This is a genomic window from Enterobacter sp. 168J2 (assembly GCF_034107265.1).
Classification (GTDB): domain Bacteria; phylum Pseudomonadota; class Gammaproteobacteria; order Enterobacterales; family Enterobacteriaceae; genus Enterobacter; species Enterobacter nematophilus.
Window position 1 is genome coordinate 20,172 of the sequence record NZ_JAWNEB010000009.1, and the last position, 15,811, is coordinate 35,982.

The window sequence follows — 15,811 nt, forward strand, 5'->3', positions numbered from 1 at the left end:
GTTGGTTTTCTCAGGTCGGTTTCGTGTGCTGCATTTTTGACGCATTCATTGATTGGTATCGCATGAACCCCATCGTAATTAATCGGCTTCAACGGAAGCTGGGCTACACTTTTCATCATCAGGAGTTGTTGCAACAGGCATTAACCCACCGCAGTGCCAGCAGCAAACATAATGAGCGTCTCGAGTTTCTGGGTGACTCTATTTTAAGTTTCGTGATTGCGAATGCGCTTTATCATCGTTTCCCGCGCGTGGACGAAGGTGATATGAGCCGCATGCGCGCCACGCTGGTGCGGGGTAATACCCTTGCGGAAATCGCGCGCGAATTTGAACTGGGCGAATGTCTGCGTCTTGGGCCGGGTGAACTGAAAAGCGGCGGCTTCCGTCGTGAATCTATTCTTGCCGATACGGTCGAAGCATTAATTGGTGGCGTGTTCCTGGACAGCGATATCCAGACCGTAGAAAAGCTGATCCTTAACTGGTATCAGACCCGTCTGGACGAAATCAGCCCGGGCGATAAACAAAAAGATCCGAAAACGCGCCTGCAGGAATATTTGCAGGGTCGTCATCTGCCGCTGCCATCCTATCTGGTGGTGCAGGTTCGTGGCGAAGCGCACGATCAGGAATTTACCATCCATTGCCAGGTCAGTGGCCTGAGTGAACCGGTGGTGGGCACAGGTTCAAGCCGCCGTAAGGCTGAACAGGCTGCCGCCGAACAGGCGTTGAAAATGCTGGAGCTGGAATGAGCGAAGAAAAAACCTATTGCGGATTTATTGCCATCGTCGGACGTCCGAACGTCGGCAAATCCACGCTGTTGAATAATCTGCTTGGGCAGAAGATTTCCATCACCTCGCGTAAGGCGCAGACCACTCGTCACCGCATCGTCGGCATCCATACTGAAGGCGCGTATCAGGCGATCTACGTCGATACTCCGGGCCTGCACATGGAAGAGAAGCGTGCCATTAACCGTCTGATGAACAAGGCGGCGAGCAGTTCCATCGGCGATGTAGAGCTGGTGATTTTCGTTGTGGAAGGCACCCGCTGGACGCCGGACGACGAGATGGTGCTGAACAAGCTGCGTGACGGTAAAACCCCGGTCATCCTCGCGGTCAACAAAGTTGACAACGTGCAGGAAAAAGCTGACCTGCTGCCGCACCTGCAGTGGCTGGGCAGCCAGATGAACTTCCTCGACATCGTACCGCTGTCTGCTGAGACCGGCCTGAACGTCGATACCATCGCGGGGATCGTGCGCAAGCATCTGCCGGAAGCGATTCACCACTTCCCGGAAGACTACATCACCGATCGCTCTCAGCGCTTTATGGCGTCTGAAATCATCCGTGAAAAGCTGATGCGTTTCCTGGGCGCTGAACTGCCGTACTCCGTGACGGTGGAAATTGAGCGTTTCCAGAGCAACGAGCGCGGTGGCTACGACATCAACGGCCTGATCCTCGTTGAGCGTGAAGGGCAGAAGAAGATGGTGATCGGCAACAAAGGCGCCAAGATCAAAACCATCGGTATCGAAGCCCGTAAGGACATGCAGGAGATGTTCGAAGCGCCGGTTCACCTGGAGCTTTGGGTGAAGGTGAAGTCTGGCTGGGCCGATGATGAGCGTGCTCTGCGCAGCCTCGGTTACGGCGAAGACCAGTAATTCAAGACGACGATAATGGAAGGTTGGCAGCGCGCCTTCGTTCTCCATAGTCGTCCCTGGAGCGAAACCAGCCTGATGCTGGACGTCTTCACGGAAGAGTCCGGTCGCGTGCGCCTTGTTGCGAAAGGCGCACGTTCCAAACGTTCTAACCTGAAGGGTGCCCTACAGCCTTTCACGCCGCTGCTGGTTCGCTTTGGCGGGCGAGGGGAAGTCAAAACCCTGCGCAGCGCTGAAGCCGTCTCTCTGGCGCTTCCTCTTTCTGGTATTACCCTCTACAGCGGTCTGTACGTCAACGAGCTCATCTCACGGGTTCTTGAACATGAGACTCGCTTCTCTGAACTTTTCTTCGATTATCTGCACTGTATCCAGGCCCTGGCGGGTGCAACCGGCACGCCCGAACCCGCCCTGCGCCGTTTCGAACTGGCGCTGCTGGGGCACCTGGGGTACGGCGTGGATTTTCTGCACTGCGCGGGCAGCGGGGACGAGGTTGAAGACGCGATGACCTACCGCTACCGGGAAGAAAAAGGGTTTATCGCCAGCGTCGTGATAGACAACAGCACCTTTACCGGTCGCCAGCTTCGGGCGCTGTATGAGCGCGAGTTTCCCGATCGGGACACCCTGCGCGCCGCAAAACGCTTTACCCGGATTGCCCTCAAGCCGTATCTTGGCGGCAAGCCCTTAAAGAGCCGCGAATTATTCAGGCAGTTTATGCCGAAACGTTAGACCACAGAATCGAAAAGAAAACCGAGGATTGTCATGGCTGAATTACTGTTAGGCGTCAACATCGATCACATCGCCACGCTGCGTAATGCACGCGGCACGGCGTATCCCGATCCGGTTCAGGCGGCGTTTATCGCTGAACAGGCTGGCGCCGACGGCATTACCGTTCACCTGCGTGAAGACCGCCGCCACATTACCGACCGCGACGTGCGCATTCTTCGCCAGACGCTGGACACCCGTATGAATCTGGAGATGGCGGTCACCGAAGAGATGCTGACCATTGCCTGCGAGACTAAACCGCATTTCTGCTGCCTGGTGCCGGAAAAACGCCAGGAAGTGACCACCGAAGGCGGGTTGGACGTGGCGGGGCAGCAGGACAAAATGCGCGATGCCTGCAGGCGCCTGGCGGATGCCGGTATCCTGGTTTCTCTGTTTATAGACGCCGATTTCGCCCAGATTAAGGCGGCAGCCGACGTGGGCGCGCCGTATATCGAAATTCACACCGGCTGCTATGCCGACGCCAAAAACGATGCCGAGCAGGCCAAAGAGCTGGAGCGTATCGCCAAAGCGGCCACCTACGCCGCGAGCCTGGGACTGAAGGTTAACGCCGGTCACGGCCTGACCTACCACAACGTGAAGGCCATTGCCGCCCTGCCGGAAATGCACGAGCTGAACATCGGCCACGCCATTATTGGCCGCGCGGTGATGAGCGGCCTGAAAGAGGCGGTTTCAGAGATGAAACGTCTAATGCTGGAAGCGCGTCAGTAATGGCCATTCTGGGCTTAGGTACCGATATCGTCGAAATAGCCCGCATTGAAGCGGTGATCGCCCGGAGCGGCGATCGCCTCGCAAGACGCGTGCTGAGCGATAACGAATGGGCCATCTGGGAAGCGCACCAGCAGCCGGTGCGTTTTCTGGCAAAGCGCTTTGCGGTAAAAGAGGCAGCAGCCAAAGCCTTCGGAACCGGCATTCGTAACGGCCTGGCGTTTAACCAGTTCGAAGTGTTTAACGATGAGCTGGGCAAACCGAGCCTGCGTCTGTGGGGTGAGGCGCAAAAGCTGGCGGAGAAGCTGGGGGTGAATCACATGCACGTGACGATCGCGGATGAACGCCACTATGCCAGCGCGACGGTGATTATCGAAAGCTAAATTTTGTCCGCGTGATGCAGCAGGACAAATTTATCCCACAGCTGTTCTTCGCTCTCGACGTGTGCCGGATCCTTCAGGATAGTATTGGGGATCGGGCACACCTTCTGGCAGGTCGGCGTTTCATAGTGGCCGACGCATTCCGTGCAGCGGTCGCTGTTAATCTCATAAATGCTGTCGCCCATCGAAATCGCCTGGTTAGGGCATTCGGGTTCGCACATATCGCAATTGATGCATTTTTTGGTAATTAACAGCGCCATCAGGAAATTCTCAGAAACAACACAAACTGGGCGGGCATTATACGCGTCAAACCAGTTTCTTTACCAGTTCTTCGCTGTGACGAATGCGCTCGGGCGCGCGCTCCAGATCCTGCTGTACCAGCGCCATAAACAGCAGATCCGTCAGCATCATTTGTGCGCTGGTGGACGAAATTGCCGCGCTGCGCGTGGCCTGCTCTTCGGCAATGGTATACAAGCAGCGCGTTGCCCGCTGCTGCAGCGCATTTGGCGTAAAGCCGGTGATCGCCAGGATTTTGCCGCCGACGCGCAGGGCTTCGTCGGTCGCCATGTTGATCTCGCGGCGCTCGCCGGAGTAGGAGATCGCCAGCAGCAGATCGTCAGGATCCATCGCCTGCACGGTCGCCAGCAGGGCGTGCATATCCTGCTCGACGATTGCGTTAAAACCGATTTTAGTCAGCTTCCAGCCAAAATTACGCGCCACCAGACCGGACGCGCCAATACCGGTCAAAATAATACGCCGCGCCGCCCGCAGCATCGCCACGCTCTCCAGTAATTTCTCTTCGGTATTCACGTCCAGCGTGGCGTGCATGGCCGCCACGTTCTCCTTGATCAGCTTTTCCCCAACCAGACGCATCGGGTCATCGCCGCGGATCTGGTTATGCACCGGCATGGACTGCGGGTTCGGGTTACTCACCAGCGCTTCGCTGATTGCCAGCTTAAGAGCGGGAAAACCCTTAAACCCGATCTTCTGGGCAAATTTCACCACGCTTGACTGACTCACCCCGGCTTCGCTTGCCAGCTGCTGAGAGCTGAGGTGGCGGGCGCGATCGGGCTGAGAAAGCAGAAAATCCGCCAGCTTTTTGTCGCTTCGAGCAAAGCCGGCGTAGCGCTGGCGAATGCGAATTAAACAGTTCATAAGTACTCCCGGCGGAAATGTGATTGTCTGCGCAAATACGAATTTTGCTCGCCTGAATGAATTTTATATTCCATTATAGTGTGATTATTATGAATTAAAAATTCTTGAGGTACAAAAGATGAATCTTGGCTCACTTGTTTCTGAAACGCGTAACCCGCAAACCATGGATCTGGATGCGCTCTCCACCCTGGAGCTGGTTAACCGCTTTAATCAACAGGATACGCTGGTCGCGCAGGCAGTGAAAGAGACATTGCCCGAGGTGGCGAAAGCGGTCGATGCGGCGGCGGAGGCTCTTAAGGCCGGTGGCCGTATTATCTATATGGGGGCCGGCACCAGCGGGCGTCTTGGCGTGCTGGATGCCTCGGAATGTCCGCCCACCTTTGGCGTTCCGCACGGTCTGGTGGTTGGCCTGATTGCGGGTGGCCCCGGTGCGCTGCTGAAAGCCGTTGAAGGGGCGGAGGACAACAAACAGCTGGGTGAGGATGACCTGAAGGATCTGAACCTGACGGCGAACGATCTGGTGGTCGGCCTGGCGGCATCCGGGCGCACGCCGTACGTCATTGGCGGCCTGGAATACGCCAACCGGACCGGCTGCACGACGGTCGCCATCTCCTGCAACCCCGGCTCGCCGATTGCGCAGGTGGCCGCTATCGCCATCTCTCCGGTCGTTGGGCCGGAAGCGCTCACCGGCTCCACGCGCCTGAAATCCGGGACCGCGCAAAAGCTGGTGCTCAATATGATCTCCACCGGAGCGATGGTGAAGTTCGGCAAAGTCTACCAGAACCTGATGGTCGATATGCAGGCCACCAACGTCAAGCTGGTGGACAGAGCCTGCCGCATGGTGATGGAGGCGACAGGCGCTGGCCGTGAAGAGGCAGAAGCGGTACTCAAGCAGACCGATCACGACGTTAAACCCGCCATTTTGATGATCTTAAGCGGGCTGGACGCGGCGGCTGCGCGAGCCAGACTTGATGCGCACAACGGCTTCTTACGGGCGGCATTAGAAAACTAGCAGAGGCGTTTATGGACAAAACAGCAGCGCTCGCCAGCGATATCCTGCAGGGGATCGGCGGGGAGAAAAATATTCAGCGTCTGGAAAACTGCATGACGCGCGTGCGCGTCGAGGTGCATAACGACGATCGGCTTGACGTGCCGGGTTTGAAGAAGCTATCCGGCGTCAGCGGCTACGTGAAACAGGGGCAGCAGCACCAGCTGATCGTCGGGCCGGGCAAGGCGGCGCAGGTTGTCGACGCCATGCGCGCGCTGATGGTCGGCGGGGCGAGCGTGACGGTCGACGACGCTGAACGCACCAAAGCGCAGGCGAAGGCCAAATACAAAGCTCCCATGAGCGACGCGCTGCGACAGCTGGCAAACGTCTTTATCCCGCTGATCCCGGCGTTTATAGCCTCCGGCTTGATCACCGGGATTATCAATATCCTCAAGCGGCCGGATATCGTCGGGGACTTTGCCACGCAGTATCCGAACCTGCTGGGCATTCTCGCGATCTTCGGCAGCGCGGTGTTTGCCATCATGAACATCCTGGTCGGGGTCAATACCGCGAAGGTGTTTGGCGGCTCGCTGGCCATGGGCGGCGTAATGGCAGGGATCTTGTCCAGCCCGCAGCTGGCGCAAATCACGCTGTTTGGCGAGGCGCTTCAGCCGGGTCGCGGCGGGGTGATTGCCGTGCTGCTGGTGGTTATCCTGATGTGCTGGATCGAGAAAAAGCTACGTGCGGTTCTGCCTGGCTCGATTGAGCTTATCCTCAACCCGCTGCTGACCACGTTAATTACCGGTAGCGTCGCGATTGTGGTCCTTCAGCCGCTGGGCGGGTGGATCTCTGACGCCATCGCTCACGGCGCGTCTCTGGCAATCGACCGCGGCGGCCTGCTGGTGGGGGCGGTGCTGTCAGGTACCTTCCTGCCGCTGGTGCTGACCGGCCTGCATCAGGGGCTGGTGCCGATTCACGTTGAGCTGGTGCAGGCGCACGGTTATAACGCGCTGCTGCCTATTCTCTCAATGGCGGGCGTCGGGCAGGTGGGGGCAGCGATTGCCGTTCTGATGAAAACCCGCAACGCGCGCCTGAAAAAGGTGATTAAAGGGGCGCTGCCGGTCGGGCTGCTCGGCATCGGCGAGCCGCTGATCTTCGGCGTCACGCTGCCGCTGGGTAAACCGTTTCTTGCGGCCTGTCTGGGGGGCGCGGTAGGCGGGGCGCTTATCAGCTACTGGAAAGTCGCCACCGTTATCACCTTCGGTCTCTCCGGTTTACCGCTGGCGTTAACCATCGTGACCGGAAAAGTCATGCTCTATCTGTTAGGCTATTTAGTAGCGGTGATCGCCGGGTTCCTGTTTACCTGGCTGTTAGGATTCAACGACCCAGAGGAGTAAGGTTTGGCCAATCACGAGCGTCGCGTTGTCTTTTTCGATCTGGATGGAACGCTGCATCAGCAGGATATGTTCGGTACGTTTATGCGCTACCTCCTGCGGCGCCAGCCTCTGAACGCGCTGCTCGTCTTACCGCTCTTACCCGTGATTGGCATCGCGCTGCTGGTAAAAGGCCGGGCGGCGCGCTGGCCGATGAGCCTGCTGCTCTGGGGATGCACGTTCGGCCACAGCGAAGCGCGGCTTAAACAGCTCGAACAGGAGTTTGCTCTCTGGTTCCGCGGCCACGTTGCCGCGTTTCCCGTGGTGCAGGCGCGCCTGACCAGCTATCTTGACGCCAACGATGCCGACATCTGGCTGATTACCGGCTCCCCGCAGACGCTGGTGGAGCAGGTCTATTTTGATACGCCCTGGCTGCCGCGCGTGAATCTTATCGCCACGCAAATTTCCCGCGGCTACGGCGGCTGGGTCCTGACGATGCGCTGTCTGGGACATGAAAAAGTGGTCCAGCTGGAAAAACGTATCGGCACGCCGCTGCGCCTGTACAGCGGCTACAGCGACAGCAAGCAGGACAACCCGCTGCTCTATTTTTGCCAGCACCGCTGGCGCGTTACTCCCCTCGGTGAACTTCAGCAACTCGAATAGTCTTATCTATAAGGGCTGTGTATAATGCCGCCCGCTTTTCGACTGGAGTATCAGCCTTTGTCCACCTCAGAACACAATCATGAATACTGGATGCGCCACGCGCTGGCGCTGGCTCAACGTGCCTGGGACGAGGGCGAAGTGCCCGTGGGCGCGGTGCTGGTTCATAACAACCAGGTGATTGGGGAAGGGTGGAACCGTCCTATTGGCCGCCACGATCCTACCGCGCACGCCGAAATTATGGCGCTTCGTCAGGGCGGGCTGGTGCTGCAAAACTATCGCCTGCTCGATACCACCCTGTACGTGACGCTGGAGCCGTGCGTGATGTGCTCCGGTGCGATGGTCCACAGCCGAATCGGTACCCTGGTGTTTGGCGCGCGGGATGAAAAAACCGGGGCCGCCGGTTCACTGATGGACGTGCTGGGTCATCCCGGGATGAATCATCAGGTGCAGACTATCGGTGGGGTACTTGCACCAGAGTGTTCGGGGCTATTAAGCGATTTCTTTCGAATGCGCCGTCAGCAGAAAAAGCAACAAAAGGCAGAATTGAAGTTGTCGGATGATTAAGCTCGTCCGGCGCCACAACCGGGTAACTTTCCGCCAGCTGTTTTGCCTCTGTTGCCTCTTTCTCTTTCTCCAGCAGATAGCCGACCAGGCTAATCTGATACTTACGAATATTTTCCACGTAGGCGTAGGCTTCATGTCCGCGCGCGTAGCCATACGTCAGCTTGTTGTACCAAGGCTTCTGGCTCAGCAGCGGCAGGCGCTGTTTTACGTCTGACCAACTGTCCGGGTTTCCCTTCGTTTTCGCCGTCAGAGCCCGCGCGTCAAGCATGTGCGCGTAGCCCATGTTGTAGGCCGCCAGCGCAAACCAGATCCGTTCCTCTTCCGGCACCGTTTCCGGCACTTTAGCCATCATATCCTGCAGGTAGCGCGCCCCGCCGCTGATGCTCTGTTCCGCATCGGTACGGTCGTTCACGCCCAGGCTCAGCGCGGTATTTTTGGTTAACATCATCAGTCCGCGTACGCCCGTGGGGGAGGTTGCCTGGGTATCCCAGTGGGACTCCTGATACGAAATAGCCGCCAGCAGTTTCCAGTCAATCTCCTGGGCATATTTTTCGAATAGCGGCTGCAGGTCAGGCAGGACGCTGTCAACCGCGCGCAGGAAGCTGCGGGTGTCAACGTAGTCAAAGTCATCCCCGTGGCCGAGGTACTTCTCCTCAAGTCGCGCCAGCGTGCCGTCTTCATTGATGGTGTTATAAAAATCCAGCATGGCCGCCGAGAGGGTCTGGTCGTCATCCAGATGGGTAAACCAGGTCACCGGCTGTTCGTCCGTCACGTCCAGCGCCACGGCGATTTCAGGATGCACCCGCTGGAACAGGCTGATCGCCACCGAATCGGCGATTGTGTAGGGCAGTTTCCGATCTTTGACCTGCTCCAGCAGCTCCGTCGTGCCGAGCTTAGGGTCAACCGTCCAGCTCAAATCCGGGTATTTCTTCTCCTTCAACTCACGCAGGTCGTCAATCACCACGTGGCCGGGAGCAATCGTCAGCTGTTGCGCGTTGATCGAGGCAAGCGTACGCGGGCGCAGGCTCCCGACGCGATAAACCAGCTGCTGCGAAACGGAGTAGTAGGTCGGGCCCGGCTGGTAGTTCTTGCTGCGCTCGCTGTTGTACACCAGCCCGGCAGCGAGGATATCGGCGTTGTTGGTATCCAGGTCGTCAAACAGCTGGTTGATGTTCTGGCGGACGGTAATTTTAAGCTTCACGCCCAGATAATCGGCAAACTGCTGCGCCAGCTCATAATCCAGACCAATAATTTTGCCGTTGATGTCGCTGTAAATCAGCGGAGAGTTAAGGGTGCTGACGCGAAGTTCCCCCCGCTCCTGAATGGCGGCGATACGGTTTTCGGCTTTGCCGAACCAGGGGATGGAAGGCCAGAGGGCCACTGCCAGCAGCAACGTTACAATGCCGATGAGCAGATAATTAATCTTTAATTTTTTCAATTAGTTAATTCTCTGCGACGCCGGTTGCCTCAGTTTGCTGTAGCCATGTTAATCATAAGGTTTGCCATTGAATGAGCGGCATTTTGCGTAAACTTGCGCCACTTGGCAACCAATTAGAGAGACAGGTCACATCTATTGTTAAACGCTGAAGTCGATTTTATTTCGACGCAAACGGTTTCGTCGGCGCTCAGGATTCTCTATAATGACGCCCGTTTTCCCCCCTTGCGCACACTGTAAGCGCCCCGGCGCTTCGAAGACGAGAGACTTATGATGGAAATTCTGCGTGGTTCGCCTGCACTGTCTGCCTTCCGTATTACCAAACTGCTGGCACGTTTTCAGGCGGCCGACCTTCCGGTAAGCAATATTTACGCTGAGTATGTCCATTTTGCTGACCTGAATGCCCCCCTGAATGCAGAGGAGCGCGTACAGCTGGAACGCCTGCTCAAGTATGGCCCAAATCTGAGCAGCCATACGCCAACCGGCAAACTGATCCTTGCGACGCCGCGTCCGGGCACCATCTCCCCCTGGTCTTCCAAAGCCACCGACATTGCCCACAACTGCGGCCTGAACCAGATTAACCGTCTGGAGCGCGGCGTAGCGTACTACGTCGAAGCCTCTACCCTGAGCGAGGCGCAGTGGCAGGCGGTTGCGGCAGAGCTGCACGACCGCATGATGGAGAGCGTGTTTGCCTCTCTTGATGACGCACAGAAGCTTTTCTCCCACCATCAGCCTGCGCCGGTACAGAGCGTGGACCTGCTGGGGCAGGGCCGTCAGGCGCTGATTGACGCCAACCTGCGTCTCGGCCTGGCGCTGGCAGAAGACGAAATTGACTACCTGCAGGACGCGTTCGTTAAGCTCAACCGCAACCCGAACGACATCGAACTCTACATGTTCGCGCAGGCCAACTCTGAGCACTGCCGCCACAAGATTTTCAACGCCGACTGGATTATCGACGGCGAACAGCAGCCGAAGTCGCTGTTCAAAATGATCAAAAACACCATGGAGCAAACCCCTGACCACGTGCTGTCTGCCTATAAAGACAACGCCGCGGTGATGGAAGGTTCCGAGGTGGGCCGCTTCTTCGCCGATCGCGAAGCAGGGCGCTATGACTTCCATCAGGAGCCTGCGCATATCCTGATGAAAGTGGAAACCCACAACCACCCGACGGCCATTTCTCCGTGGCCGGGTGCGGCGACCGGCTCCGGCGGCGAAATCCGTGACGAAGGGGCGACCGGTCGTGGCGCTAAACCAAAAGCGGGTCTGGTCGGCTTCTCCGTCTCCAACCTGCGCATCCCTGGCTTTGAACAGCCGTGGGAAGAAGATTTCGGCAAGCCAGAGCGCATCGTGACCGCGCTGGATATCATGACCGAAGGCCCGCTGGGCGGCGCGGCGTTTAACAACGAATTTGGTCGTCCGGCGCTGAACGGTTACTTCCGTACATACGAAGAGAAGGTGGACAGCCACAACGGTGAAGAGCTGCGTGGCTACCACAAACCGATCATGCTGGCGGGCGGGATCGGCAACATCCGTGCCGATCACGTGCAGAAAGGCGAGATCGTCGTCGGCGCGAAGCTGATCGTGCTGGGCGGTCCGGCCATGAATATCGGCCTGGGCGGCGGTGCGGCCTCCTCTATGGCTTCCGGCCAGTCTGACGCGGATCTCGATTTTGCCTCCGTGCAGCGCGACAACCCTGAAATGGAGCGTCGCTGCCAGGAAGTGATCGACCGCTGCTGGCAGTTGGGCGATGCCAACCCGATTCTGTTCATCCACGACGTGGGCGCGGGCGGTCTGTCCAACGCCATGCCGGAACTGGTGAGCGACGGCGGCCGCGGCGGACGCTTCAACCTGCGCGACATCCTGAGCGATGAGCCGGGCATGAGCCCGCTGGAAATCTGGTGTAACGAATCCCAGGAGCGCTACGTGCTGGCTGTGGCCGCCGACCAGCTGCCGCTGTTTGACGAGCTGTGCCGCCGCGAGCGCGCGCCGTATGCCGTCATCGGTGAAGCGACCGAAGAGCAGCATCTTTCCTTGAGCGACACCCACTTTGACAACCAGCCGATCGATCTGCCGCTGGACGTGCTGCTCGGCAAAACGCCGAAGATGACCCGCGACGTGCTGCAGACCCGTAAAGCGGCGGGCAAAGCGCTGGATCGCCAGGGCATTACCGTGGCGGAAGCGGTCAACCGCGTGCTGCACCTGCCTGCTGTGGCAGAGAAAACCTTCCTGGTGACCATCGGCGACCGTACCGTGACCGGTATGGTATCCCGCGACCAGATGGTCGGCCCGTGGCAGATCCCGGTGGCGAACTGCGCCGTGACCACCGCGAGCCTCGACAGCTACTACGGCGAAGCGATGGCCCTGGGCGAACGCACCCCGGTGGCGCTGCTGGACTTCGCCGCCTCTGCCCGTCTGGCAGTGGGTGAAGCGCTGACCAACATCGCGGCGACGCAGATTGGCGACATCAAACGTATCAAGCTCTCCGCAAACTGGATGGCCGCTGCCGGTCACCCAGGCGAAGACGCGGGCCTGTATGAAGCCGTGAAAGCGGTGGGTGAGGAGCTGTGTCCAGCCCTCGGCCTGACCATTCCGGTGGGTAAAGACTCCATGTCGATGAAAACCCGCTGGCAGGAAGGCAACGAGCAGCGCGAGATGACCTCTCCGCTGTCGCTGGTGATCACCGCGTTTGCCCGCGTGGAAGACGTGCGTCACACCGTTACGCCGCAGCTTGTGACCGAAGACAACGCCCTGCTGCTGATTGACCTGGGTAAAGGTCACAACGCGCTGGGTGCCACCGCGCTGGCGCAGGTTTACCGTCAGCTCGGCGACAAGCCAGCCGACGTGCGAGACGTGGCGCAGCTGAAAGGCTTTTACGATGCGATTCAGGCGCTGGTGGCGCAGCGCAAGCTGCTGGCCTACCACGACCGCTCCGACGGCGGCCTGCTGGTGACCCTGGCAGAGATGGCCTTCACCGGCCACTGCGGCGTGGAAGCGAACATTGCCTCTCTGGGCGAAGACCGCCTGGCGGCGCTGTTTAACGAAGAGCTGGGCGCGGTGATTCAGGTTCGCGCGGCAGACCGCGAGGCGGTGGAAGCGATTCTGGCGAAGCACGGTCTGGCAGACTGCGTGCACTATCTGGGTAAAGCCGTTCAGGGCGACCGCTTCGTCATTGAAGCAGACGGTCACGCCGTGTTCAGCGAAAGCCGCACCACGCTGCGCATGTGGTGGGCAGAAACCACCTGGCAGATGCAGCGCCTGCGTGATAACCCGGACTGCGCCGATCAGGAGCACAATGCGAAGGCTAACGACAACGATCCTGGCCTGAACGTGAAGCTCTCCTTCGACATCAACGAAGACATTGCCGCGCCGTACATTGCGACCGGCGCACGTCCGAAAGTGGCGGTGCTGCGCGAGCAGGGCGTTAACTCCCACGTTGAGATGGCGGCTGCCTTCCACCGCGCGGGCTTTGACGCTATCGACGTCCACATGAGCGACCTGCTGGCCGGGCGTACCGGTCTGGAAGATTTCCATGCGCTGGTGGCGTGCGGCGGTTTCTCCTACGGCGACGTGCTGGGCGCGGGTGAAGGCTGGGCGAAGTCCATTCTTTTCAACAGCCGCGTGCGCGACGAGTTCGAGACCTTCTTCCACCGTCCGCAAACCCTGGCGCTGGGCGTGTGCAACGGCTGCCAGATGATGTCTAACCTGCGCGAGCTGATCCCTGGCAGCGAAGCCTGGCCGCGCTTTGTGCGTAACCAGTCCGACCGCTTTGAAGCGCGCTTCAGCCTGGTAGAAGTGACTCAGAGCCCGTCTCTGCTGCTGCAGGGGATGGTTGGCTCGCAGATGCCAATCGCCGTTTCCCACGGTGAAGGTCAGGTGGAAGTGCGCGATGCGGCCCATCTGGCTCAGTTGGAGAGCAAAGGCCTGGTAGCGCTGCGCTTTGTCGATAACTTCGGCAAGGTCACGGAAACCTATCCGGCGAACCCGAACGGCTCCGTCAACGGTATTACGGCGGTGACCAGCGAAAGCGGTCGCGCGACCATCATGATGCCGCACCCGGAGCGCGTGTTCCGTACCGTGAGCAACTCCTGGCACCCGGAAAACTGGGGCGAGGACAGCCCGTGGATGCGCATCTTCCGCAACGCGCGTAAACAGTTGGGTTAAGACGTAAAGCAGGTACTTTGTAGGCCCGGTAAGCGGTAGCGCCACCGGGCTTTTTTGTATCTGTCGCAAAATCGCGACAAATAATATATGCAGGTGTCTCCAAAAGGAGACATTTAAATCATTGATTTATATAGGCTGGTATGGGTTCCCGTTAAGGTGTTGCTTAATAGCGACACTTAGCCTGGAAATCATTCAGCGCACAATGAACAGGTTAAGCGAATAAAAGTTATAAATTTCAGTATGTTAATATTTTGTTTTGCATTCTGGCATGGGTGTTGCATAATATTAACCAGTGGCTCATTCACCTTCTTATGTCAGCCCCTTCGGGACGTGCTACATAAACTTCGAATGACGCACAAAAAGGTGCCTGCCGTCCAACTACTGATCATAGCGATGCTTTATCAGGCCAGGGCGAAACGTCGAGTTAGGCACCGCCTTATTCCATGACAAAGCCGGGTTTTTACCCGGCTTTGTTGTATCTGAAGGGCAGACTCAGTTACGCTCTCCGTAAACCCCCATGAAGAGAGTAATGCGTTGAAACGCTGGCCCGTTTTTCCCCGCTCCCTGCGACAGCTCGTGATGATGGCCTTTCTGCTGATCCTGCTGCCGCTGCTTATCCTCGCCTGGCAGGCGTGGCAGAGCCTCAACGCGCTGAGTGCCCAGGCGGCACTGACGAACCGCACCACGCTTATCGATGCCAGACGCAGTGAAGCGATGACCAACGCCGCGCTGGAGATGGAGCGTAGCTATCGTCAGTACTGCGTGCTCGACGATCGGACGCTGGAGAAGGTGTACCAGAGCCAGCGCAAGCGCTACAGCGAAATGCTGGATGCCCACGCGGGCGTGCTGCCGGACGACAGGCTGTATCAGGCGTTACGTCAGGATCTGAACGATCTCGCGCAGCTGCAGTGCCAGAACAGCGGCCCGGATGCGGCTGCCGCCGCGCGCCTTGAGGCATTCGCCGCCGCCAATACCGAAATGGTGCAGTCAACGCGCACGGTCATTTTCTCTCGCGGTCAGCAGCTGCAGCAGGAGATTGCCGAGCGCGGCCAGTTCTTCGGCTGGCAGGCGCTGGTGCTGTTCCTGGTGAGCCTCGGGCTGGTGCTGCTCTTTACCCGCATGATCATCGGCCCGGTGAAGGGTATCCAGCGTATGATCAACCGCCTGGGGGAGGGGAAATCGCTCGGGGATACGGTTGCCTTTAAAGGCCCGCGCGAGCTGCGCTCCGTCGGCCAGCGCATTATCTGGCTATCCGAGCGCCTGGCGTGGCTGGAATCCCAGCGTCATCAGTTCCTGCGCCATATTTCCCATGAGCTGAAAACCCCGCTGGCCAGCATGCGTGAAGGAACGGAGCTGCTGGCGGACGAGGTGGCAGGGCCGCTTACGCCGGAGCAGAAAGAGATTGTCGACATTCTGGACGCCAGCAGCCGCAATCTGCAAAAGCTGATTGAGCAGCTTCTGGATTACAACCGCAAGCTGGCTGACGGGGTGGTGGTGCTGGAAACCGTCGAGATTGAGCCGCTGGTGGATATGGTGATCTCCGCCCATAGCTTGCCGGCACGAGCTAAAATGATGCATACCGGGGTAGAGCTGACTGCGCCGACCTGTCTCGCTGAACCCATGCTATTAATGAGCGTTCTGGATAATCTTTACTCCAATGCGGTGCACTATGGTACTGAATCCGGTAACATTTATATCCGAAGTTATACGAAGGGTTCCCGGGTGTTTATTGACGTCGCAAACACCGGCACCCCCATCCCCGATGACGAAAAAACCATGATCTTCGAACCCTTTTTCCAGGGGAGTCATCAGCGGAAAGGTGCGGTAAAAGGAAGCGGTCTGGGCTTAAGCATTGCCCGGGACTGCATACGACGCATGCAGGGTGAGCTAAACATTGCCACGGACGAACGTTCAGATGTTTGCTTCCGTATTGAACTGCCCCTGAGCCGGAAAAATTAATAA

The 15,811-nt window shown here is 58.4% G+C and carries 14 protein-coding genes; 11 read left to right on the forward strand and 3 right to left on the reverse strand.

The window, feature by feature from the left end; genetic code table 11:
- Positions 1–62 precede the first annotated feature (62 nt).
- From rnc to acpS, 5 genes are read left to right on the forward strand one after another with little or no spacing between them, the layout of a single operon-like run.
- A complete protein-coding gene (rnc, locus tag USG84_RS19110; protein WP_003860711.1) occupies positions 63–743 on the forward strand; it encodes a ribonuclease III in 681 nt (226 codons plus the stop codon).
- Positions 740–1,645 (forward strand): GTPase Era, encoded by a 906-nt coding sequence (gene era, locus USG84_RS19115; protein ID WP_028014097.1) that lies wholly within the window; start codon positions 740–742, stop codon positions 1,643–1,645. Before rnc ends, era begins: the two co-directional genes overlap by 4 nt.
- Before the next feature lie 15 nt (positions 1,646–1,660).
- Positions 1,661–2,368, forward strand: a complete 708-nt coding sequence (recO, locus tag USG84_RS19120) for a DNA repair protein RecO (RefSeq protein WP_061097368.1) — start codon at positions 1,661–1,663, stop codon at positions 2,366–2,368.
- Positions 2,369–2,401: 33 nt separating this feature from the next.
- A complete protein-coding gene (pdxJ, locus tag USG84_RS19125) occupies positions 2,402–3,133 on the forward strand; it encodes a pyridoxine 5'-phosphate synthase (protein ID WP_151414120.1) in 732 nt (243 codons plus the stop codon).
- The gene (gene acpS / locus USG84_RS19130; protein WP_023294331.1) at positions 3,133–3,513 is read left to right on the forward strand and encodes a holo-ACP synthase; all 381 of its coding nucleotides are present in this window, start codon (positions 3,133–3,135) and stop codon (positions 3,511–3,513) included. Before pdxJ ends, acpS begins: the two co-directional genes overlap by 1 nt.
- On the opposite strand, the gene USG84_RS19135 is transcribed toward acpS, so the two are convergent.
- Together USG84_RS19135 and USG84_RS19140 are read right to left on the reverse strand one after the other, a co-directional pair.
- A complete protein-coding gene (locus USG84_RS19135) occupies positions 3,510–3,770 on the reverse strand; it encodes a YfhL family 4Fe-4S dicluster ferredoxin (protein ID WP_151414119.1) in 261 nt (86 codons plus the stop codon). The genes acpS and USG84_RS19135 overlap by 4 nt on opposite strands.
- 46 nt (positions 3,771–3,816) lie before the next feature.
- Positions 3,817–4,665 (reverse strand): MurR/RpiR family transcriptional regulator, encoded by an 849-nt coding sequence (locus USG84_RS19140; RefSeq protein ID WP_151414118.1) that lies wholly within the window; start codon positions 4,663–4,665, stop codon positions 3,817–3,819.
- A 118-nt stretch (positions 4,666–4,783) separates the two neighbouring features.
- On the opposite strand from USG84_RS19140, the gene murQ reads away from it, so the two are divergent.
- The 4 genes from murQ to tadA are packed head-to-tail and all read left to right on the forward strand — an operon-like array spanning position 4,784 to position 8,253.
- A complete protein-coding gene (murQ, locus tag USG84_RS19145) occupies positions 4,784–5,677 on the forward strand; it encodes an N-acetylmuramic acid 6-phosphate etherase (RefSeq protein ID WP_061097371.1) in 894 nt (297 codons plus the stop codon).
- Between the two features lie 11 nt (positions 5,678–5,688).
- A complete protein-coding gene (locus USG84_RS19150; RefSeq protein ID WP_061097372.1) occupies positions 5,689–7,050 on the forward strand; it encodes a PTS transporter subunit EIIC in 1,362 nt (453 codons plus the stop codon).
- A gap of 3 nt (positions 7,051–7,053) precedes the next feature.
- Positions 7,054–7,689 (forward strand): phosphatidylglycerophosphatase C, encoded by a 636-nt coding sequence (yfhb, locus tag USG84_RS19155; protein WP_253542973.1) that lies wholly within the window; start codon positions 7,054–7,056, stop codon positions 7,687–7,689.
- 24 nt (positions 7,690–7,713) lie between these two features.
- On the forward strand, positions 7,714–8,253 hold the full coding sequence (tadA, locus tag USG84_RS19160) for a tRNA adenosine(34) deaminase TadA (RefSeq protein WP_061097374.1): 540 nt from the start codon (positions 7,714–7,716) through the stop codon (positions 8,251–8,253).
- Here the strand turns inward: tadA and mltF are convergent.
- The gene (mltF, locus tag USG84_RS19165) at positions 8,141–9,691 is read right to left on the reverse strand and encodes a membrane-bound lytic murein transglycosylase MltF (protein WP_253542971.1); all 1,551 of its coding nucleotides are present in this window, start codon (positions 9,689–9,691) and stop codon (positions 8,141–8,143) included. The genes tadA and mltF overlap by 113 nt on opposite strands.
- Before the next feature lie 267 nt (positions 9,692–9,958).
- Between mltF and purL the strand changes: the two genes are divergently transcribed.
- On the forward strand, positions 9,959–13,849 hold the full coding sequence (gene purL / locus USG84_RS19170) for a phosphoribosylformylglycinamidine synthase (protein WP_151414117.1): 3,891 nt from the start codon (positions 9,959–9,961) through the stop codon (positions 13,847–13,849).
- Positions 13,850–14,383: 534 nt separating this feature from the next.
- A complete protein-coding gene (gene qseE / locus USG84_RS19175) occupies positions 14,384–15,808 on the forward strand; it encodes a two component system sensor histidine kinase QseE/GlrK (protein ID WP_253542967.1) in 1,425 nt (474 codons plus the stop codon).
- Positions 15,809–15,811: the final 3 nt, after the last annotated feature.